General features: G+C 42.8%; 18 protein-coding genes. 9 read left to right on the forward strand and 9 right to left on the reverse strand.

The annotated features are described in order from the left end of the window. Window positions 1–45: 45 nt before the first annotated feature. From RM544_RS08135 to gorA, 5 genes are all read right to left on the reverse strand, one after another. Window positions 46–3,162 (reverse strand): efflux RND transporter permease subunit, encoded by a 3,117-nt coding sequence (locus tag RM544_RS08135; RefSeq protein ID WP_311361265.1) that lies wholly within the window; start codon window positions 3,160–3,162, stop codon window positions 46–48. Next, a complete protein-coding gene (locus tag RM544_RS08140) occupies window positions 3,159–6,488 on the reverse strand; it encodes an efflux RND transporter permease subunit (protein WP_311361266.1) in 3,330 nt (1,109 codons plus the stop codon). The genes RM544_RS08135 and RM544_RS08140 overlap by 4 nt, the downstream gene beginning before the upstream one ends. A gap of 37 nt (window positions 6,489–6,525) precedes the next feature. Further along, complete coding sequence (locus tag RM544_RS08145; protein ID WP_311361267.1) at window positions 6,526–7,608, reverse strand: efflux RND transporter periplasmic adaptor subunit; 1,083 nt, start codon at window positions 7,606–7,608, stop codon at window positions 6,526–6,528. A gap of 139 nt (window positions 7,609–7,747) precedes the next feature. Further along, on the reverse strand, window positions 7,748–8,227 hold the full coding sequence (locus RM544_RS08150) for an acyl-CoA thioesterase (RefSeq protein ID WP_311361268.1): 480 nt from the start codon (window positions 8,225–8,227) through the stop codon (window positions 7,748–7,750). Window positions 8,228–8,300: 73 nt separating this feature from the next. Next, entirely contained in the window at window positions 8,301–9,650 is a 1,350-nt protein-coding gene (gorA, locus tag RM544_RS08155) for a glutathione-disulfide reductase (RefSeq protein ID WP_311361269.1), read from the reverse strand. 196 nt (window positions 9,651–9,846) lie between these two features. On the opposite strand from gorA, the gene prlC reads away from it, so the two are divergent. The 7 genes from prlC (at window position 9,847) to ubiB (ending at window position 17,524) form a co-directional block, all read left to right on the forward strand. Next, on the forward strand, window positions 9,847–11,877 hold the full coding sequence (gene prlC / locus RM544_RS08160; RefSeq protein ID WP_311361270.1) for an oligopeptidase A: 2,031 nt from the start codon (window positions 9,847–9,849) through the stop codon (window positions 11,875–11,877). Further along, window positions 11,874–12,602, forward strand: coding sequence for a DNA-3-methyladenine glycosylase I (locus tag RM544_RS08165; protein ID WP_311361271.1), 729 nt, complete (start codon window positions 11,874–11,876; stop codon window positions 12,600–12,602). The genes prlC and RM544_RS08165 overlap by 4 nt, the downstream gene beginning before the upstream one ends. Before the next feature lie 43 nt (window positions 12,603–12,645). Beyond that, entirely contained in the window at window positions 12,646–13,305 is a 660-nt protein-coding gene (locus tag RM544_RS08170) for an ABC transporter ATP-binding protein (RefSeq protein WP_311361272.1), read from the forward strand. A gap of 35 nt (window positions 13,306–13,340) precedes the next feature. After that, entirely contained in the window at window positions 13,341–14,186 is an 846-nt protein-coding gene (locus RM544_RS08175) for a hypothetical protein (RefSeq protein WP_311361273.1), read from the forward strand. A gap of 135 nt (window positions 14,187–14,321) precedes the next feature. Further along, complete coding sequence (gene ubiE, locus RM544_RS08180) at window positions 14,322–15,185, forward strand: bifunctional demethylmenaquinone methyltransferase/2-methoxy-6-polyprenyl-1,4-benzoquinol methylase UbiE (protein WP_432264477.1); 864 nt, start codon at window positions 14,322–14,324, stop codon at window positions 15,183–15,185. A gap of 18 nt (window positions 15,186–15,203) precedes the next feature. After that, window positions 15,204–15,872: a ubiquinone biosynthesis accessory factor UbiJ gene (locus RM544_RS08185; RefSeq protein ID WP_311361275.1), complete on the forward strand. Its 669-nt coding sequence runs from the start codon at window positions 15,204–15,206 to the stop codon at window positions 15,870–15,872. Between the two features lie 20 nt (window positions 15,873–15,892). Then, a complete protein-coding gene (gene ubiB, locus RM544_RS08190; RefSeq protein ID WP_311361276.1) occupies window positions 15,893–17,524 on the forward strand; it encodes a ubiquinone biosynthesis regulatory protein kinase UbiB in 1,632 nt (543 codons plus the stop codon). Window positions 17,525–17,528: 4 nt separating this feature from the next. On the opposite strand, the gene RM544_RS08195 is transcribed toward ubiB, so the two are convergent. Next, window positions 17,529–18,005 (reverse strand): LEA/WHy family protein, encoded by a 477-nt coding sequence (locus RM544_RS08195; protein ID WP_311361277.1) that lies wholly within the window; start codon window positions 18,003–18,005, stop codon window positions 17,529–17,531. Between the two features lie 159 nt (window positions 18,006–18,164). Between RM544_RS08195 and RM544_RS08200 the strand changes: the two genes are divergently transcribed. Beyond that, window positions 18,165–19,148 (forward strand): catalase family peroxidase, encoded by a 984-nt coding sequence (locus RM544_RS08200; protein WP_311361278.1) that lies wholly within the window; start codon window positions 18,165–18,167, stop codon window positions 19,146–19,148. A 12-nt stretch (window positions 19,149–19,160) separates the two neighbouring features. On the opposite strand, the gene RM544_RS08205 is transcribed toward RM544_RS08200, so the two are convergent. Genes RM544_RS08205 through rhlB form a run of 3 tightly spaced genes read right to left on the reverse strand, consistent with a single transcriptional unit; the run spans window position 19,161 to window position 22,397 of the window. Next, window positions 19,161–19,553: a hypothetical protein gene (locus RM544_RS08205; RefSeq protein WP_311361279.1), complete on the reverse strand. Its 393-nt coding sequence runs from the start codon at window positions 19,551–19,553 to the stop codon at window positions 19,161–19,163. A gap of 18 nt (window positions 19,554–19,571) precedes the next feature. Then, window positions 19,572–21,080, reverse strand: coding sequence for a Ppx/GppA phosphatase family protein (locus RM544_RS08210; protein ID WP_311361280.1), 1,509 nt, complete (start codon window positions 21,078–21,080; stop codon window positions 19,572–19,574). A gap of 12 nt (window positions 21,081–21,092) precedes the next feature. Further along, window positions 21,093–22,397 (reverse strand): ATP-dependent RNA helicase RhlB, encoded by a 1,305-nt coding sequence (rhlB, locus tag RM544_RS08215; RefSeq protein ID WP_311361281.1) that lies wholly within the window; start codon window positions 22,395–22,397, stop codon window positions 21,093–21,095. Between the two features lie 99 nt (window positions 22,398–22,496). On the opposite strand from rhlB, the gene trxA reads away from it, so the two are divergent. Continuing rightward, on the forward strand, window positions 22,497–22,823 hold the full coding sequence (trxA, locus tag RM544_RS08220; RefSeq protein ID WP_311361282.1) for a thioredoxin TrxA: 327 nt from the start codon (window positions 22,497–22,499) through the stop codon (window positions 22,821–22,823). Window positions 22,824–23,091: the final 268 nt, after the last annotated feature.

Consider the following 23,091-nt stretch of genomic DNA (forward strand, 5'->3'; position numbering starts at 1 on the left):
TTTACCTTGTTTTGTCGACAGCGGCTCGACACCAATCTCGTTACCTTATATCGGTAGTATTCTGTTAGCAAACGCTTTGGCTTTAGCAAAACGCCGGCTTGAGCGATCACCTAGCTTCACTAACATTAAATAGCAGAATGGTACTAAGAATAGGCTGGTTAAAGTAGAGAACAATAAGCCACCAATAATCGCCACTGCCATGGTGTAGGTTTGATTATCGCTCGACGCAAACGTGAGCGGTACCATGCCAATAACAGTGGTAGCAACGGTCATAAATATGGGGCGTATCCGGCTTACACAAGCGTCTACAATAGGTTGGATTAAGCTTTCGGCATTCGCTTTCAACTTATTTATTTGGTCGATAAGCACGATCCCATTATTCACTACAATGCCCATTAGAATAAGCATTCCAATGCGGCCAGTATCTCCTAGCCCTAAACCAAGAGCGGCAAAGGTCCAAAACACGCCGATAAACGCTAGGCCAATCGAAGATAATATGGCGATAGGCATTAATAAAGACTCAAATAGTGCAGCCATGACGATAAAAATTAAGGCCAGTGCCAGCGCCATGTTAATCACCATGTCTGCAGCAGCTTCTTCATCTTGAGCAAATTGACGTCCTAACTGCCAATCATAGCCAGGAGGAAGCGCAATACCGCTCATCACTTTTCTAATTTCTTTGACCGCCTCCGCTCGACTTAGCTCAGCCAAGTTAATCGATATTTCCAAAGTAGTGCGACGGCCAACACGTTGTATTTGTTGCATAATCGGCTGTGTTTCAAAACTCACTATCTGCTGCAAGGTAATGACTCGCCCTTCGCCCTGTATAATAGGCAGGTCTTTAATACGCTCAATAGGTACGGCCTGTTCGGGGTGGTAAACAACTCGAATATCCACTTCGCCTATGGTGGGATCGCGGAACGATCTTAAATTACTCCCCCTTAAGGCTGTTGATATTTGCATTGCAATATCTTGAGTATTTAGGCCCAAGCGAGACACTTTTTCTCGGTCTATGCGTAGTACCAATTCCATATCTTGGTTTGTTTCATCAACGCCCACCTGGTCAAAACCTTCGACATTACTGAGTTGAAGAATAACGCCTTCGCTTAATTCTTTTAAACGCTCTGTTGAGTTTCCATTAAGCGATACTTTGATTGATTTTTCTTTTTGACTCGACCACTCAAACGATGGCTTGGCGATGGGCGTTTCAGGAAAGCCTTCTCTGATTTTTTCTTTTAAATCGTTGTAAGGTGTCGTGTAGCCCTCGACGAGTTTGACTCTGGACATTGCAAAGCCAGGAAATATTCGACTATTTACTTGAGTAAATTCGAACTCTTCTTGCTTGCTATACAAAAACGTCTCCATCTCATCTACTAAGGCGCTCACGTCGCCTAGTCTTTGCTGACCTTGAATATGGTAAACCACAATTATCTCTGTCTCGCCTCGGCCTTGTTCACCATTTGAATCCACCAATTGTTTGGTAAACAAGCCACTTAAGATTAATAATAAAATAACCATACCGGTTGTTTTTGGGCGGCGTAATATTTTCTCTAGGCTCGGCCTATACCACTTATCTAAACGTCCTTGCGTCACAACATTCGACATTGCGTTTGCTTTCACTCGGCTAAGCATAAGAGGGATAACTGTTTTTGAAATGAGTAGTGAAGCGAATAGGGGTAAACAAATAGCTGCCGCAACTTGCTCAATCAAAATAGTAATAAAGTTCTTTTCGCCCATTAGCAGAGGCATGAATACGATGGTTGTGGTGAGAGTGCCGCAGATAATCGCGATACTCACGTTGTCGACGCCTTTCAATACCTTTTCCACAGCGCCCAGAGACTTATCTTTCTGTTGCAGTATGCTTTCGCAAATAACCACTGAGTTATCAATCAGCAAGCCCACAGCAATGAATAAGCCTGCGAGTGATAGCATGTTTAAGCTGTAGCCTAAAAAGTACATCCCAGCTAGTGCAAAGCTCAATGAGATGGGTACTGAGGCAACAACAACGAGTGTTATCTGTAAATTTCTTAGGAAGAAATACAACACAACAAATGACAGTAAAATCCCTAGCCCTCCGGCCTTTAAGAGGTCACCTAGTGATTCCTGAATCTCCTGGCCTGAGTTGCCTTCTATGTCTATACGAATATCACTAAAGTCATCATCTTCGCGCAGTAGCTCAACAAGGCCGACAATGTTGTCTGTTACATCTATAACATTGGCATCAGATTCTTTGAAAATCTCTACACCAATCGATTTCTTACGGTCGGTTCTGATTTCGCTATTGCGTGGTGGAGTAACAAGGTTAACTGTAGCAACGTCGCGTAGTTTTACACCCGATTTAACCTGAAAGTCTCGAATATCGTTAATGCTTTTATATTCGCCACTTGGCGATATGCGAAATTTACGTTCACCATTTAGAATTGAGCCCGACTTAACTAAAAAGTTGCTAGCCCGCAAATCACTCAGGAGCTGCCTCTGATTAACGCGGTTCATTGACAAGGCGGTGCTATCGAGCTGAATTTCAATGAAGGGCTGGATAACGCCGCGCATCTCTACTTGGCCGACACCTTCGATGCGCTCTATCGGTTGTTTTAGGGTACGATTCAAAAAATCATAGGACTGAGAAAGATTTTTGTCACCCGACAAAACAAGGCTAACAACAGGTAAGTCTTGTGTGGAGAATTTTTGTACGTACACTCTTTGCACGTCATCTGGAAGCAGGTTGCGCACCATATCAACCTTTTCCCGCACATCCATAATGCGGCTATCTAAGTCGGCGTCTAATTCCATGATAACCTGGATTGAGGCACCATTGGCGCGGCTTGTAGAGCGTAATTCCGTGATCCCCCCCAGAGTTGCTACGGCTTCTTCAATAGGCCGAGTGATGAGCCTTTCAACTTCATCTGGTGAAGCTCCGCTATAAGGTACGTTAATAAAAGCAACAGGTATGTTTAGCGCAGGCCAACTCTCTTGTGGTAACAATTTACTCGAAATTAAGCCGGTCATGAAGAGTGATAAAATCACCATACCTGTGGTAACCGGGCGCTTTATAGCTAGCGCGGTAAGCCATACCGTTGCAGGTAAGCTGAATAGTGATTGCTTAATGCGCTTTGTGCTCTGTTTCGGCGAGTTGCTGTGAGTGTCGCCGCTATCATTTTTCATAGCTTTGCCTCTTCAAGATCATTCTCGTCTTCACCCTCATCAGCAGTTTCTTCTTCAGTTTCATAACGTTTTCTATCGAAAACGCTATACAAGACAGGTATCACAATAAGTGTGAGTAAAGTTGCAATCAACAAACCACTCATTACGGTGATGGCGAGAGGTGCTCTGAGTTCTGCGCCTTCGCCGCTGCTAAAGGCTAGGGGGGTTAAACCCAAAATAGTGGTCATGGAGGTCATAATAATAGGTCGAAAACGCGAGCTACTCGCTGCGATAACAGCATCTATCTTTGAATGTCCTAAATGCCTTAGTTGGTTAATGCGATCAACCAATACAATCGCATTGTTAACCACAATGCCGGTTAGCATGATGACGCCGATGAGCACGATAACACTGATATTTGTAGAGCTTAGGTACAGACCCAATACTGAGCCCAGTACAGCCAATGGAATGGAGAATAAAATGATGAAAGGATTGAGAAGTGACTCAAATTGCGATGCCATCACTAAATAAACTAAAAAGACAGCCAAACCAAGTGCCATCATTAAGGATGAAAAGGAACTTTCCATTTCTTCATTTTGACCCGCAACGGTTGCCTTGATGCTTGACGGCAAATAGAGCGTGTCGATGATGCGCTGCGATTTTTCCGCCGCTTGTGCTAGATCACCATAAGCCAGAGAAGATGACACGATCGCGACACGACTTTGGTCAATGCGATTTATTTCATTAGGGCCAACGCTTTCGATAATATCAGCGACAGACGACAAGGGAAGTGATTTGTCTTGGTCAGAGTTAACCGTAAGCTGTCTGATTGCTTGCGCTGAATTTCGAGCACTCTCGTCTGCTCTTACTAGAATATCGACTTGCCTGTCTTGCAGGTTGTACTTGCTAGCTACCGAGCCAGCTACTTTCGTGACTAATTGGTTGGCAATGTCGGAACCTCGAAGCTCTAAGCTAGCGAGTCGTTCATTGTCGAATTCAATTTTCAATTCAGGTTGACCGGCTCTTAAGCTGTTGTTGAGATCAATAAACTGCTCATCTGCTGACATTATTTGTAATAAACGGTCGCTATAAAGCTTAAGTTCTTCAAGGTCAAAACCTGCAAGCACGATTTGCAATGGTCTTTCTGTGGTAAACATGTCTGTTTGATTGATTTCTGCACTGACATCAGCCATTTGAATAACGCTTTCACGCACCATATCTTTAACAGCTTCTAAGTCTTTTGGGTTGTGCACTGCAATCAACAATTGCCCCCAGTTTTCGCCGCCCTTGCTTGCAGAACTCATCATTAAACTGCCACTACCAGCCAAAGAGTACGAATGCTTAACTCTTTCGTCGTCAGCTACCTTTGCCGCGAGTTCAGAAAGCCGTGCATCGGTTACCGTTATTGGTGTGCCTTGGGTGAGAGTGAGCTCGATAGTAAATTCAGACTTTTCAACTTCAGGCACTAATTCGACAGGTATTTTAGGCAGTAAACTCATGACGACAACAGCAAAGGCCACACTAATACCAATAACAACAAAGCGTTGGTTCAAACTCTTTTTTAAGAGGACGGCATAAACGCCTGCGAACCTTTCAAAAACAGCAGAAAAGGCTTTGTGCGCCGGAACGAAAACGAGTGAAGCAATTTTCGCAAAAAGGTGCGCAATTAACATGAGGAGTTTGGTGATGAGCAGTGGTAGATGACTGAAAATAACTTTAAATGGAAAGCTAATCACCTTTCCGAGTAGACCGAATATTCTTCTAAACAGGCCCTTAGGCTTTTGCGAAACCTTACTGGTGATCTGTTCATCAGCATTTGAATTTGCATCTTGCGGGCTATCCGATTGCGTAAGCTCAGCCCCTTTGTTATCGCTTCCAAATTGGCGAGAAGCAAGCATTGGAATAAGTGTTAAGGCCACAACCAGTGACGCTAATAAAGCAAAAGTAACGGTCATCGCTTGGTCACTAAATAATTGCCCAGCAAACCCTGTCACAAATGCTAAAGGAAAGAAAACCGCAAGTGTCGTTAATGTTGAAGCTGTGACTGCACCTGATACTTCATCAGTCCCTTTCACTGCGGCCTCAATAACACTCGCCCCTTTTTCTCTATAACGAGCGATATTCTCAAGCACTACAATAGCATTGTCTACGAGTAAGCCGACAGCCAAAGCAATCCCACCTAATGACATAATATTGAGGCTGATATCATTGGCGAACATCAAGTTAAAAGTGGCTACGATGGACACGGGTATTGCGAGCGAAATAATGACAGTATTAAAGAAATTCCCTAAAAATAGGTATAGCACTAGCATGGCTAACACACCGCCAACGATAGCTGCGCTTTTTACTTCATCAACTGCGTTGACAATGAACTCGGACTGGTCATAAATCACTGTAAACGAGAGCCCTTCGGGCAAGCTTTCTTCAAGCTCACTCAGTTTATCGTTAACCGCTTTAGCAACACCCACTGTGTTAGCATCGCCTTCTTTGTAAATAGCGAGCTCAATCGCTTCATTGTTATTGACGCGTGTGATGTCACTGCGTTCTTTTTCGCCATCAACAACTTGCGCAATATCTTTCAAATAAATAGTTTTGCCATCGGCTTGTTTGACTATCATGTTGCCTAGCTGCTCTAGTGAAACAAATTGATTGAGCGTACGAACCAAGTATTCTTGCTGGCCATCGTATACTCGACCGGCCGACATATTAATATTTTCGCTTTGAATTCTGGAAACGATACTTTGTGCGGTTATTCCACGTTGAGATGCTTTGTTCTGGTCAAACACAACTTGGATTTCTTGCTGCAAGCCTCCGCCAAGTTGAGCTGCTGCAACGCCCGAAATTGTTTCTATTTGACGCTTAATTTCTTGCTCAGCAAAAGTTCTGACATTCTTCAATGCACGTGGATCAGTGTTGGTGGTGGATAAGCCTAGTCGAATAATCGGATCTAAAGATGGGTTAAAGCGCAAAATCACTGGTTTTTGTACATCAAGCGGTAAAGCGATGATATCCAATTTCTCTCGGACATTTTGGGTTGCGAAGTTCATCGCGGTACCCCATTCAAACTCTATGACGACGTCTGATTGCCCGGCTTTTGAGATTGAATGAACCTTCCGAATACCTTTTACTACACCAACAGATTCTTCAATGGGTTTACTAATCAGTTGCTCTATTTCTGCTGGTGCCGCCCCTGGGTTCTCTGTACGAACGGTGAGAGTGGGATAAGATAAATCCGGTAATAACGACACTGCTAAGCGAGAAAAACCAACCATACCAAACAGCATCACCGCGAGCGTAAACATTGCTACGGTTACTGGTCGCTTTACAACCGTACTAACAATACTCATTTACATAATCCTTTAGAGTGACAAAAAGCGTGAACACTTAGTTAAGTTTATTTGATGAATCGGCTTGGCCAACTACTTTTACTTCTGTACCCACTTTAAGGCTTTGCTGGCCTACAGTAATTATTGGCGTGTCTGGATCTATAGGACTGAGTAACTCCACAAAACCATTTTCTTCATAACCGGTCTCAACAGTCAGCTTCTTCGCTTTATTGTCTTCAACAACGAATAAGCTTGTTTCTGTGTCGGTCACCAGTATTGCTTTTAGTGGAACAAGCTGCGCATTCTCTCGTTTATCCAATGTTAAGGATACGCGGGCAAACATGCCTGGTTTGAGCGTATAGTCATTGTTTTCTACATTTAAAGTGACTTTAAATGTACCAGAATCGGTGTCGATAATTGGCGATATTAAAGCGATTGACGCCGGAATGGCTTGTTGTGTTGAAGGGAATTGTAGAAAAGCCTGCTGGCCAATATGAATGTTATTAATTTCAGATTCAGGGAGGTATACCACGCCTTGAAGGGTCTCAAGTGCAACGATACTAAACATAACGCCACCAGGGTTTGCTGTCATGTTGCCTTCTTTCACCATGCGTTCAGCAATGATGCCAGAAATTGGTGCTCTTACTTTCGTATCGCGGACCTGTATTTGAGCAACTTTCTGTTGATTGCGTCGACTTTTTACTGCAAATTCCAGTTTTTCAAAGTCTTTCGCAGCCACTAATTGACGTCCATTTACTGGTTTACTGCGATTAAATTCAGCAATCGCTGACTCTAAATCAATAGTTGCACGCTCTAGCTCCAGCAAATAGTTTTCAGAATCGATTTCTGCTAATACATCGCCTTTGTTCACCAACATGCCTTCTTCAACTAAGATTTTTTCAATCATGCCAGAGACTTTGTTGGTCACTTTACTCTCTGCTCTTGCTTCAAGAACAGCCGTTGTATTGTAGGTGTTTGAAATAGCGCCGATTTTAACTTTCGTTGCTTCAACCGGAACGCGATAGATAGGCTCTTCTTTATTTTTGTCTTGTTCTTTTTCGGCTTGCTCGCCAGAGCACCCAGTGATTAAAGTGCTTAGAGCAATCAGAGTTATCAGAGTGAATTTTTTATTGAAGCGCATAACGGTCCGTCGGGTATGATTTTTCTACATTTTACCCTTAAAGCTCAAACAGTTATATTTATGCGCTATCTTGAATTGTAACGAGATATGAATTCTTTTATTTTAAGCATAACCATAGTGCTTATTTCACGTTGTTTTTCTATTTCCAACCTAGTTTTTCTTCGAAGTCTTGATCAAGCTTTTTAGCAAAATCCTTTGCATGAATAGCAACTTCTGCCAGTCGTTTGTCTTCTTCACTCACGGGCTCATAATGTGGCACTTCAACGGGAAAACCAGCCTCATCGACAGCCATGAAAGTGATAAAGCAACGGTTAGTTACCGACACTTTTTCTTGCTTCGGATCGCTTGCACGCACAACGACATAGATGTGCATGCTGGTTTTGCCAGTATGGACTATTCGAGCATCAACACTCACCATTTGCCCTACTAAAATGGGGCGAATAAAACGTATAGCATTCGCCGATACTGTAACGCAGTAGCGTTTACTCCACTGGGCGGCGCATGCGTAGGACGCTTGATCAATCCACTTCATGACCATTCCACCGTGGACCTTTCCACCAAAATTTACGTCAGTAGGCTCTGCTAAAAAACGGAACTCGGTTTGGTTACTTTTGCTCATGCTAGCTTGTACCCCTGTACGCATTTTTTTGTTGCTGACTTTTTAGGCTTAAAATGGCTATAGACCTTAACGCTTAGGTTAAGGTCACAAACTCTTCGCCACTGGTTGGGTGAATTGCCACACAAGCGTCAAAATCAGCTTTAGTGGCACCCATTTTAATCGCTACGCCAAAGCCTTGAAGGATTTCATCCATACCAAAACCGATACCATGTAAGCCAACTACTTTTTCGTCATTACCCGCACAAACTAACTTCATCTTCGTGGCTTGACGATGCGAAGTGACTGCTGTGTACATTGCCGCAAAACTTGAATTGTAGACCTTAATATTGCCTGCACCGTATTTTTCGATGGCTTCTTTTTCAGTCAATCCCATGGTGCCGATTGCTGGGTGACTAAATACCACAGTTGGTATTAGGTCATAGTCCATGTGTGCGTCAGTTTTAAAATTGAATAGGCGTTCACTTAATAAGCGGCCAGCTTTTACTGCTACTGGTGTTAAGTCGACCTTTCCTATGTTATCGCCGACCGCGTAAATGCCGTCAGCGGTGGTATTTTGAAACTTGTCTACTTTAATATAGCCACGCTGGTCTAGTTCGACATTGGTGTTTTGAATATCTATTTTATCGTTAGCAGGTTCACGGCCGATCGCCCATACGAGGGCATCACAATCGATATGCCAGCCAGTGTTTAGATTCACTTTCAGAGAGCCATCGTCTTGCTTCTCTATTGATGTTACTTCGGTATGAGGGTGGAGTTTCGGACCGTCTTCCGCCATGATTTCAACCAATGTATCAGACAGCATATCATCAAAGTTACGCAATGGTTTCTCGCGACGTACCAGTAGGTGTGTCTCAGAACCCAATGAATGCATGACGCCAGCTAACTCAACGCCAATGTAACCAGCTCCCACTACCACAACCCTTTTGGGCTGACTTGCAAGATCGAAGAACTCGTCTGAATTAATACCTAAATCTGCACCGGGAATGGGTGGTTTGATTGGGCGTCCGCCAGTCGCAATGGTGATGTGGTCAGCGGTGTATATTTCACCATCTACATCAATCGTTTTGTTGTCAATGAATTTGGCAAATCCCTTAATGAGGGTGACGCCGTTGTTGCCTAGCACGCGATCGTATGATTGATGAATTCGATCAATATATGCACTTCGACTTTCTACTAACTTTTCCCAGCTAAAGCTATTTACGGTAACGTCAAAGCCATAATCTGGACTGTATTTATGAATTGCTTCTGCTACTTGAGCCCCAAACCACATTGCTTTTTTGGGGACACACCCTACATTCACACAAGTGCCGCCAATATCTTTTGCTTCAATAATAGCCGCTTTTTTGCCGTAGCGAGAAGCTCTGTTTGCTGATGCGATCCCGCCACTGCCGCCGCCGATGCAAATGTAGTCAAAGTGTTTCATAGTACTCCTAAAATTCGGATAAATGAGTTCTTACGTAGAACTGAATTAGTATAAATATGCCTACTGGACCGTAATTATCAAGTTTTCCTTCAAAAAACTTTGATTAAGCATTGTGATCTTCTTACTTATACCCACCTATAATAGATAAAGTTTGCCACGTATTTTGTGGCTGAATAAATAATAAAGAGACTACCACATGACCGCACTTTCTCAGGTTGATCACCTGCCAAAATTTTCAGAAATTCAAACGCAAGATATCGTACCAGACATTAAAAAAGCGATTGCCGATTGCAAGCTTGTTATCGATGAAGTTGTGGCTGCTGGCATAGCAACATATGCTGAAGTGGTCGAGAGAATTGAACATAGCGACGACGTTCTAAGTAAAATGTGGTCGCCTATTGGTCATATGAATTCGGTCGTTAGTAGTGATGCTTTGCGTGAAGCGCATGATGCTTGTTTGCCTTTTTTATCGGAATACGGCACTTGGGTTGGCCAACATCAGGGCTTGTTTGCCTTATATCAGAAGCTAAAGCAAAGTGACGAGTTTTCCGGCTTGAATGAGGCTCAACAAAAGGTTGTCAATAATGCGATTCGTGATTTCACGCTGTCAGGCGTTGCTTTGCCAGATGATCAGAAAAAACGATATGCCGAGATCAAAAGTAAGCTATCTGAGCTGTCTTCTCGTTTTGGTAATAATGTCATGGATGCGACGATGGCTTGGACCAAACTGGTTGAAGATGAGACACAACTCGCAGGCCTGCCAGATTCAGCAAAGGCAGCGGCAAAACAAGCTGCAGCAGGCAAAGAGCAAAATGGCTTTTTGTTTACCCTCGATATTCCCAGCTACTTACCCGTGATGTTGTATGCGGATAATGAAGCGTTACGTGAAGAAATGTACAAAGCATACAGCACCAAAGCATCAGACCAAGGACCCAATGCAGGAGAGTTCGATAACGCAGCCACAATTGATGAAATATTACGATTGAAGCAAGAACTCGCGGCTATCTTAGGGTTTGAAAATTATGCTGAACTGTCATTGGCAACAAAAATGGCAGAGTCGACTCAGCAAGTGACCGACTTTTTAGAAGACCTCGCAGCTAAATCTAAGCCACAGGCACAAAGTGAGTTACAGGAAATCGTTGAGTTTGCTAGTACTAACTATCAAAAAGCTGACCTAAAGCCATGGGATTACACCTATTACGGAGAAAAACTCAAACAAGAAAAGTATTCAATATCGGATGAGGAGTTACGTCCGTACTTTCCTGAAGGTAGAGTGGTGAAGGGCTTATTTGAAGTTGTTTCTCGTTTGTATAACATGCGCATTAAAGCTGTAGAAGACGTCGATGTGTGGCACAAAGACGTTAGCTTTTACGAAATCTACGATGTGAATAATACCTTGCGTGGTTCATTCTATTTAGACTTGTATGCTCGTGAGAAAAAGCGTGGCGGCGCATGGATGGATGAGTGTCGTGTGCGCAGACGTTTGCCGGATGGTTCGTTGCAACTACCCGTAGCTTATCTCACATGTAATTTTAATGGTCCTGTTGATGGTAAACCCGCTCTCTTCACTCATGACGAAGTCGTTACTTTATTCCACGAGTTTGGTCACGGTATCCACCATATGCTAACCCAAATTGAAGCTGGTGGTGTTTCCGGAATCAATGGCGTGGCTTGGGATGCAGTTGAGCTTCCTAGTCAATTCTTAGAGAATTGGTGTTGGCAGCCAGAAGCTTTGAGTTTTATCTCAGGACACTATGAGACCGGGGACGCCTTACCCAATGACCTACTTGATAAAATGTTAGCGGCGAAGAATTATCAATCAGCAATGCAAATGGTACGTCAGCTTGAATTCAGTCTGTTTGATTTCCGTTTGCACCAAGGCAAGGAGCCAAATAAGTCAGTACAGCAAGTACTAGACGATGTAAGACGGGAAGTTGCTGTCGTTATTCCACCTTCATTCAATAAGTTCCAGAATAGTTTTGGTCATATTTTTGCGGGCGGATACGCGGCTGGATATTACAGCTACAAATGGGCGGAAGTGCTCTCTGCTGATGCATTTGGTCGTTTTGAAGAAGAGGGGATTTTCAACCAGCAAACGGGTAATGATTTCTTATCGAATATACTGGAAATGGGTGGTAGCAAAGAACCCATGGAATTATTCGTTGCATTTCGCGGCCGTGAACCAAAGGTCGATGCTCTGCTGCGCCATTCAGGTATTGCTGCATGAGTAAGGCAAAACACAGCGATATTTCGGTATCAGCGGAAGCGTTTGCAAGTCTGTACGACCGGGTCTGTAAACGCAAAGTCAGTGAAGCGATGGTACAGGAACTGATTTCAAAGCCCGCATCAGATAAAGAGATCCTTTCAATTTCAGATGATCGTTTTTTGGCCGAGTTTACCAAAAAGGTCTTCCAATCTGGTTTTGTTTGGCGGGTTGTGAGACAGAAATGGCCTGACTTTGAAGAGGTATTTTTTGGCTTCGATATAGACAAAATATTATTGATGCCAGATGAAATGCTGGAACAGAAAGCCTCGAATCCAGCTATTATCCGCAATTTCAATAAGGTGAAAACGATACGTGAAAATGCCTTAATGATAGATGATGTGCGTCGTCAGCACGGAAGTTTTGCAAAATTCGTGGCTAGTTGGCCGAAGGATGATGTTGTGGGCTTGTGGGAGTTTTTGAAGAAAAACGGCGCACGATTAGGCGGCAATACAGGACCTTATGCGCTGCGAATGCTTGGTATCGATACGTTTTTACTCAGCCGAGACGTTGAAGCCTATTTTGTTGAACACGGCTTAATTACTGGATCTGTGCGCTCAAAGCGCAGCCTGAAAACCATCCAAGACACCTTTTTGACTTGGCAACAGGAAAGTGGATTATCATTTCAAGAGCTCAGTCAAATTGTGTCGTACAGTTGTGGCGATAATTATGTAGGTATGGCAAATTAGCCAATAGATCGTCAATCGTAATTTATTTGCTTAAAAGGATTTAGTGCCGGTGAAACGCGGGAACAAAGAAGTTAATCAGCAAGAACACGATCAGCAAGAAACTAATCAGCACTTGCAATTAACCTGTGTTGCCTTAACTAAATCCTATCAAAACACACTTGTATTTCGTCAACTAAACGTAGTATTTGAAGCTCAAAATAATCTGTTAGTAGGTAAAAATGGAAGTGGTAAATCTACTCTCTTACGAATTATAGCGGGTTTAGAGCAAGCAAATTCAGGTTCATTAAATTGGACTCTAAAACAGGCGCCGCGTGTCGCGCTTGCCAGCGAATCCGTGCTACCCCCCGATGTATTTACCGCCAACGAAGTTTTCGATTTACTGCTGCGCTATCAAAACTTCAATACGCAAAAGCAAGGCGAGTTAGTCGCTGCGCTTGGCTTTGAAGCATTTCTTAATCGACGTATTGATGAACTTTCTTCAGGCTCACTTAAAAAGCTTTTGCTTATCTGTGCCATTGCGCAGCAAAGTGATGTCTTACTGCTGGATGAACCCTTTGCTAACTTAGATGAGCAGAGTAAATCGGTGGTCAAAAAGGTTGTTTCAGAAGATTCTCGCTTCAAGATCATTGTCGACCATCACCAATTGCTTGAAGGTTTGCAGGTGGTTCATCTCGATGCAAACAACACCTCATCGCCTTCATGATTAGCGCCACCAAAATTCCTAGCTTTAACGCGTTAATGACGCGAAAGACAAAACGCTTTATTCAGAATAATCGCCAGTTGTACCGTTTTTTTATCGGCTTTATGTTTTTTATGGGTCCGATAGCGGGGGCTGCTATGTTGTTTTTTGCTCCCCTACTTGGATATCTGTTTGTCACTGCTGAGGGTTTTTGGGTCCACTTGGGCTTGAGTGCAATTATTGCGGCCTTCAGTTTGATCCTAGTGCAGTTCTATTTTATTTACTGGCAGAGCAGCGAACTTCAGTTTTTACATTTAAATATGAATCAGAAAGCCGCTTTTTTAGCGCACCTGAAAGCCCTTATACAACGCTCATTGATCTTCCACTTTATGATACTTGCAGCGTTTTATCGCATTGACGTTGACCTGAAATCTGCGCTCTTTGTTATTCTCGCGTATAGCATATTTATCGCTATGTTTTACTGGCGTTATCGAACTTATCTAGGCAATCAGAATCGGTTTCAAGAGACGCTAAGTGCTTATGTATTTATGTTCGCTCAGAAAATCCGCTTTGTAAGAATTAAGATTGTTTTATTGTTAATGAGCTCTGGTGGATGGTTACGATTACTGCTGGTTTTTGGCACCTATGCTCTGTTGTTTAAATTGGCGAATAGTCGTATTGCTTGGGAATATTCAATCGGGATTGGTCTGACGTTATTATTGCTGAATCTCTTCTTCGTTCGGCAAACATTCAAACTCATTCTATCGAATATTCAGCGGACCGAAATGTTTTGGCTCACTTTAGGGCCTGCAGTTCTGGCGTCTTTATATCTAAAAGCGAAGATGTTCAGCATAGCATTGGCAGTCATCAACCTTCTTATTATTGTTGTAGCAACTTCCGCATAAGCTAAGAGACCCTCAATAGTTTACGATGTCAGCTGGTTAATCAACGACTTACTACGTGTATTTATGCGCGTTTTTAGCTACACTAAAGCGATACAAAATTCAGAATTTTCACTTTCTAAAAAGATTGCAGATACCATGGTCGTTAACGATAAAGATACAGGCGCTTCAAGCGCAGAAAGCAGCGATAACTTGCTTGATCAGCTCGATCAAATAAGTGCAGAAGCCGACAAGCCAAGTGAAATAGCTAGCAGCAGCGAGGGCGAGCAAACGCATTTTGGGTTCAAGCAGGTCGATAAGCAGCAAAAAGAATCCATGGTTGCTGATGTTTTTCATTCTGTTGCAGCCAAGTATGATGTGATGAATGACCTGATGTCCCTTGGTATCCATCGTTTATGGAAACGTTATACTATTGACAGTAGTGGTATTCGACCAGGTCAAAAGGTCTTAGATTTAGCCGGTGGAACCGGCGATCTTGCTGCGAAGTTTAGTCGCATTGTGGGTGAAACAGGGCAGGTGACCCTGGCCGATATCAATCATTCTATGTTGATGGTGGGAAAAGAGAAGCTCACTAACATGGGCATTTTGTCGAACTTAAATTATGTTCAAGCGAATGCTGAAGCACTACCTTTTCCAGACAATCACTTCAACCTAGTCACGATGGCCTTTGGTTTGCGTAACGTCACCGAAAAATCGAATGCGTTAGCATCTATTTTTCGAGTGCTTAAACCTGGTGGGCGTTTGTTGGTCCTTGAGTTCTCAAAACCAACAAGTGAAGCATTAAGTAAAATATACGACACTTATTCATTTCACCTTTTGCCTAAGATGGGAAAACTAGTTGCCAATGACAGTGAAAGTTATCAGTATCTAGCCGAATCCATTCGCATGCACCCCGACCAAGAAACGCTTGAAAATATGATGAAAGAAGTTGGTTTTGAACAAACCAGCTACACCAACCTTACAGGCGGCATCGTAGCCTTGCATCGTGGCTTTAAATTTTAGATGTATCAAGCACAGCTAGTGACAAGCGCCATTGAGTTTGGCATCAACAAACTACTTTCGTTCGATGATGAGAGCGGATTACTGCTTCAGCCACTGATCGGCAAAGAGTGCACCATACAACTGCACGAACTGCCATTCCCGCTGATTTTTCATTTTTATGATAATGACGGGAAAAAAGGGGTCAGTGTTAATTCTTCAGTCGCCCAGTCAAAACAAGCTGAAGGTGATCAAAAAACCGAGAAACTGACTAATGAACAATGTCGAATTTCATTGTCACTGTTCATCGTTAACGAGCTGAAAGACACTAGCAATATCACGCGTTTGATTCGAGAAGAAAAACTCGATTTTGATGGCAACCTTCAAATCGCACAAAATCTTAGCGCATTGTTTAACGGCATTAATATCGATATTGAAGAAATTTTGTCTCAGCATCTCGGCGACCTTGCTGCCTACCATGCTGTTCAAACAGCAAACTCATTAGGTCACTTTATTAAGCACAACCATAAATTAGCAATGAACGCGTTAAGTGATGCGCTACTAGATGAAAAGCGCCTTGCTGTTCGTCCCATTATGGTTGAAAACTTTATTCAGGAAGTTTCTGAGCTGCGAGATGGTGTTGCCCGTGCAGAGGCTCGCTTGCAACGTTTAGAAAAGCAAATACTTATAACACGCTCAAAGCAGAATTAGTCAGAAGGAAAAGAATCTCAGTGCGAATCGGTCGGTTTTATCACATTGGTAAGGTTTTATTGGAGCACGGCCTAGACGAGCTGATCCCAAGTCGTTTTCGACCTTGGTATATGCGCTTTGCTCGTAGATGCTTATTCTGGCTACCGAATAAACATAAAAGTGAATCAGAAGGCCGTCGCCTACGACTGGCACTAGAAACCTTAGGCCCGGTCTATATCAAATTTGGACAAATGCTGTCGACGCGTCGAGATTTACTGACACACGATATCGCAACTGAGCTAAGCATGCTGCAAGATAGCGTGCCTCCTTTCGACTCAGCACTTGCCGAAAAAACGATCATTGAAGCACTGGCGATACCAAGCTTGTCGGTTTTGTTCAGTGACTTTGAAAGCAAACCACTTGCGTCTGCCTCTATTGCACAAGTACATACCGCCACCTTGAAAAGCGACAATAAACAAGTCGTTGTGAAGGTGCTTCGCCCTGGTATTAAGCAGACCATCGAAGCCGATGTTGACTTATTAGAGAGCATCGCAGGTGTACTGCAGCGCTGGCTACCAGATGGCAAACGTTTACGCCCAATTGAGGTCGTTCGAGAGTATAAACGTACAATACTAGATGAACTCGATTTACTAAGAGAGGCCGCCAACGGTATTCAAATTAAGCGCGCGTTTGAGGGCTCGGAAGCTTTGTATGTTCCTCATTTTTATAGTGATCATTGTCGTAAAAATGTCATAGTCATGGAACGTGTATTTGGTATTCCAGTATCGGATGTTGATAGTCTTCGCGCTCAGAATACAAACATGAAATTACTCGCTGAGCGGGGTGTGGAAGTGTTTTTCACACAAGTTTTCAGAGACAGTTTCTTTCATGCAGACATGCACCCGGGTAACATTTTCGTGAGTCGCGAGCATCCTGAAAATCCGCTATATATTGGCATTGATTACGGCATTGTTGGTACGCTAAACAAAGAAGATAAGCGTTATTTAGCAGAAAACTTCATCGCGTTTTTTAATCGTGATTATCGTAAAGTAGCCGAGCTACATGCCGATTCGGGATGGGTACCGGCAGATACTAATATCGCCGACTTTGAAATGGCGATTCGAACAGTGTGCGAGCCAATATTCCAAAAGCCGCTCGAAGACATTAGCTTTGGCAATGTGCTGTTGCAACTGTTCAATACAGCAAGACGCTTCAATATGGTGGTCCAGCCGCAACTTGTGCTCCTGCAAAAAACCTTGTTGTACGTAGAAGGCTTGGGCCGTCAACTGTATCCGCAATTAGATCTTTGGCAAACAGCAAAACCTTTCTTAGAAAATTGGATGAAGGAGCAAGTAGGACCTAAGGCGATGTTTATGAAAGTAAAAGAAAATTTACCTTTCTGGACTGAGAAGTTGCCCGAAATGCCAGATCTATTGTATGACGGAATGAGGCAGTTAAAACGCATTCCAATAGAGCAGCAAAAGCACCACGAATTGCAAATCGAAGCCTTGAAAAGCACCCAGAAAGCACGCTTCTATAGTCATTTAGCAGCAGCGTTCTCGGTTATCGCTGTGCTGATGTATTTGTTTGAAAAGCCGGCTTGGTGGAGTATATCGATAGGCGTGATTGGTACCTGTTGCTGGCTAATGTCATGGCGCAAACTGTCTAAATAAATGCTTATCGATTGTTGTTGATATTTGGCAGGCTTAACAGTCCTTCCTTAGTGATATAAATTGGAAAGAGAATGCCAGCGACATCCATTTTTGCTTCCAATACATAATTTAGGTCAGTTTTTCTTTTTTGCAGAATATCAGTGGCTAATCTCACGCCATTGAACAAGCCCGCTTGCGCTTCGATAACAATGTCATCGCTGTCGTAAGCTTTCAATGTAGGTACTTGGTTAGTAACCCCAGAAAAAACATCATAACCCTCAACACTCGCGTTATAAGATAAACCATTCACGACAATGTCAAAGTTATTCGGATTACTTACGTTTAAACCAATTTGGAAACGTAAATTGGTACCAGTGATTGGCAGTACTTTAAATGATGTCACGGTGACGACAGGCTCGTCGATGTTCGGATTAAGCGTTGCACAGCTTGAGAGGAACAAAATTGCCAACAGTACCGCAAAACTCCTTTTTGTTGTGAACATTAAATTGATTCCTTTCTCTATATGACTGCAAATGGGCGTTGATAGTAACTTATGCTTTGTTTGTGCGCAATTTGCTTCCTTAAAATCATTTTGTACCCTATTGTTAAATCACACGTAAACTTATGACAAAATAAAAATTGATAAAATCAAAGGACGCTTATGAAAACTAAAACACTTGCAGTATGCACAACTTTCGCAGTTACGCTTGGGGCAATGCCGCTTCAGGCTCAAGATAAACCAGTGCAAGCCACTGACTTAGTGGAGATATTTGAGAAGCTTGGGGGTAAGCATCCGGGTTTTCGAAAAGCACACGCAAAGGGCATGTGCGCAACCGGTACATTTACTCCTGTAGCTAACGATGAGTTTGCTGGTGCGGCTTTGCTCAATAGTGGCCAGTTGCCAGTTACCATGCGCTTTTCTCTTGGTGGTGCGAATCCAGCCAGTGATGAAAGAGCACCAGGTACACGAGGTTTGGGCGTGCAAATAAAACTACCTGACGGTCGACTACATTATTTTACAGGTAATAACTTCCCAGTTTTCGCGGGTAAAGACCCAGAAACATTTTTTGGTTTCCTGTCTACATTACTGCCGGATGAAAACGGCAAGTCTAACCCTGCAAAAACTATGGAATTTGTAAAGAATAATCCAAGTGTTCAAGCAAACGTGATGTGGAATAAAACAGCAAAAACACCTGCATCCTATGCAAATACGCAATTCTTTGGTCTACATACATTCTATTATGATAATGCAGATAAAGTTCGTACAAAATACCGCTGGGAAATTGTGCCGACGCTAGGTGTGAAAACGCTAGAGAAGGATGAAGCAGCGAAGATGCCGGAAGCGTTTTTAGCTGATACTTTTGCCAAGCAATTGGCCGATGGTGAAGTGAGTTTTTCTATAGTGGCAAATATAGGTGAAGCTGAAGATACCGATGTAGACCCATCACAACAGTGGCCGGCAGATCGTCATCAAGTGACATTGGGTAAGTTAACAGTGTCTAGTGCTGGTTCAGATGTATGCAAGAATATTAATTTTGATCCAAACATTTTATCTGCAGGATTCAAATCAAGCGATGACCCAATCTTGCGCATGCGATCTCCTGCCTATGCGGTATCATTCGGTAAGCGATTAAGTAATCAGTAGGCGAAAAAAGGGCTAGAGCTGCAAGAGCCTTTGTAAATATCGTTTCAGCGGTGTTGGCAGCACAGTGATATTATCTGTGCTTGCCAACGACTGAATATGCAATATCTGATTGGCAAATTCGGCAAAACGTTGATCATTATTACGATTCGACATTAATTCGGTATGCTTCCGCCAAAAAACAGATTGTTCCTTTTCTGGCTTTGCTTTTATAGTATGTAAGCGCTTCTTAATATAACTCGTCCACTCAGCTCGATAACTGTCTTCTAACCTTTCAGGCCAGGTGTTCAAGTCTTGTAGATCTTGTTCAAGATTGATGACGGGGTGGGGTTCATCCAAGATATAACGGAAGGCAAACAAAGTCAGGATATCTGCTGACTCAAGTTTTTTAGGTGAAGTATCTATCATAGATAAAGACTAATCAGCCTATTGGCAGATTAGCTTCCAGCCCGCTTTATGTTGTAGCCATGTTTCGTGAATCAGTTCAGCATGCACCAAGGGGTGGGCTAGAAGTACACCGTCGCCAAATGACAGCGTCCATTGACTGCCTTTTACTGCTAGCGTCGGAGCTGGGATCGTATCATCTCGGCGACGAGTGCATAAAATGACAGATATACGAACGATGCGCAGAGCATTGATAAGCATTTCTTTAAAGTCATCTTGATAATTATCAAAAACACTCAAATCAATTTCTTGACGATGCATACCCACTAAGTCGCGGATAAACATTCTTTGCAGCGTTGTAAATCCGGTGAGTTCTACATGGGTCAATATGTACGCGCCGTGTTCATGGAATTTCTTATATCCAACATGCAAGCCTAATTCGTGCAATGCGGCGGCACTGGATATCAGCGCTTCAGTATCAAAGTCGCAAAAATTACTCTGCTGACACATTTGACGACATAAACTGATAGCGACTTTTTTCACTCGATCGCTTTGTGCAGTATCAATATGGAAACGAGAAACCAATTGATTAATACCTTGCGAACGGCGGTCTGCACGTTGGTAATTATCCAGCATGCCGTAAATAATACCTTCACGAAGCGCGCCGCCAGAAATTTGCATATTGTTCAAGCGAAGTTGTTTAAACAGCGCTATCAGAATAGCTAAACCGCTTGGAAAAATAACTCGTCGGCTCTCAGCTAAGCCATTAATGCTAAGACTGTCTATATGTTTACTTGCAATAACTTCGTCTCGAAGCTTAAACAAATACTCAAGTCGAATGGCATCATTAATGCCGCGTTTTAATAATATTTCTACAATCGCTTGCGGCGTGCCTGACGCACCCAAGCATTGCTGCCAATCAAAGCATTTAAAGGTAGGTGCATGTAAAGATACTAGTGCTTCAGCTTCGGCTAAGGCTTTGTCGAAGTTGTTTTCACTTAAAACGCCACCCGGAAAATAACGTTCCATGAAGGTTACACAGCCCATATCCACACTCGTTAAGTGAAGGGGTTGCATATCTCTGCCAACAATCACTTCTGTGCTGGCACCGCCAATATCAACGACCAAGGTATTGCCTTGGTTTGCTGATGTGTAGGCGACGCCTAAATATATCTGCCGCGCTTCTTCTTCGCCGCTGATCACGCTGATCTTATGATTTAAGACTTTTTCAGCCCGAGTAATGAATTGTGCAGCATTACTTGCAATTCTTAGCGTGGCTGTTGCGACGATCTTTATATTTGACGGGGGAATATCTTCAAGCTGTTCACGAAAGGTTTTTAAACAATCTAGGCCGCGTTGAATGCTGTCTTCTGATAACTGTAATTCATCATCTAAACCAGCAGCGAGCCTGACTTTGCGTTTATTCTTACTGACTATTTGTACGCTACCGCTTAGCACCCTAACAATCACCATGTGAAAGCTGTTAGAGCCTAAATCTACGGCAGCGTAATATTCATCCTGAATAACGGTATTTGGTACTTCTTGAATCAAAGTCTATTACCTCTACTTTCTTCCTTGATGATTCCTTCTTGGTCCACTCGAGCGTTGACCGCCAGAACGACCTCCACGATTACCTGAGCGATTATCATTTCTGCCTCTTGGCTTGCGATGAAACTTTGGTGGCTCGACGTCTTCCAATAATTCGTTTGGATTGTAGTCAGTCACGGGTATCTGATGCTCAATATACATTTCGATCGCAGGTAGATTCAAGGCGTATTTCTCACAAGCAAAGCTGATAGCAATACCACTTTCACCTGCACGACCAGTTCTGCCGATTCGATGGACATAATCTTCTGCATCGTCAGGCAAGTCATAGTTGAAGACATGAGTGACTTTGTCGATATGTAAACCGCGAGCAGCAACATCGGTAGCGACCAAAATATCAATAGCACCACTTGTAAAATCTTCTAAGATGCTCAAGCGTTTCTTTTGAGGAACATCGCCACTCAGCATACCAACACGATGATTGTCGGCTTGTAACCATGCGGAAACAGTCTCACAACCAAATTTAGTATTGGCGAAAACGATGGTTTTATCTGGCCATTCATCTTCAAGCAGCGTGAGTAATAACAGCGGCTTATCTTTATCTGAAGGATAAAACAACTCTTCTGAGACACGCGTTGCTGTCTTCTTCGATGGCTCAATTTGTACGTGAGTTGGATTATTCATATGCTCATAGGCAAGTTCTTGAACTCTAAAGCTCAAGGTTGCAGAAAAAAGCATACTTAGGCGTAAAGTTGGTTCAGGCATCCGTCTAAATAAATAGCGAATATCTTTTATAAAGCCTAAATCGAACATACGATCTGCTTCATCTAACACCGCTACTTGGATATTTTTTAGCGAGAAAATGTCTTGCTTATAATAGTCAATGATACGGCCTGTGGTGCCTATAACGATATCGACACCTTTTGTTAATTTATCCCGTTGACTTTCATACCCTTCGCCCCCATATATCAAACCTAGCGACAATTCTGTGTGTTTACTCAGTAATTCAGCATCGTTATAAATCTGAACGGCAAGCTCACGCGTTGGCGCCATAATAATGGCTCTAGGGCTTGGTTTATTTGGTTCGTTGTCAGGTTTTGGATTATTTAACAGGTGGTGAAAAGTCGCCACCAAGAAAGCAATTGTTTTACCTGTGCCTGTTTGCGCTTGTCCTGCAATGTCATTACCGTCCAATAATTGGGGTAATGCCATTGATTGAATTGGCGTACAGTGGTTGAAGTTAGCTTCCTCGAGCGCCTTAATAACAAGCGGATGGATCGGAAGATCGGAAAATGACGTATCTGTTAAATGTGTTTGTGGCATAGCTTATAGCTTATCATTGCTTGCATTAAAAACGATTTCTATTAACACTATATGGCAGTGCTGAAGAATCTCAGCGAATGACCAAATCTGGAGAAAAGAATGAGCGACAAAATTATCTCGTTGAGTGACGAAAAATTTGAGGCCGATGTTATCAATGCTAGCGGTCCTGTATTAGTTGATTTCTGGGCCGAATGGTGCGGTCCTTGTAAAATGATCGCTCCAATCCTATCAGAGATTGCAGACGAGTTTGATGGCAAGTTAACAGTTGGCAAGCTTAATGTCGATGAAAATAATGAAACTCCGCCAAAATATGGTATCCGTGGCATCCCAACACTATTGTTGTTTAAAGATGGTGCTGTGGCCGCAACAAAGGTAGGCGCGCTATCTAAAACTCAATTAGAAGAGTTTTTGAACGAAAACATCTAATTAGCATTCTGCCGATGAATAATGATAAAGGTTACCCATATAGGTAGCCTTTTTTTTAAAAGTTATTTTTTTGTAAAACTGGACGATAAGCGTAATAAGTGCTAACTTTGTTCTGTGCTCATCCGAGCGAACCTTTTTAAACTTCCTGTAATGCGCCTAGTGATAAATATCTTGGTACTTTGCGACAAGCAGCCTGATAATGTTCAATGCTGTTGTGTTGTGGGAATAGTTAAAATCAAACTTCAAAACGAAAAAATTAACCAGAGAC

It is taken from the genome of Brumicola blandensis (assembly GCF_031846165.1).
Lineage (GTDB): Bacteria > Pseudomonadota > Gammaproteobacteria > Enterobacterales > Alteromonadaceae > Glaciecola > Glaciecola blandensis.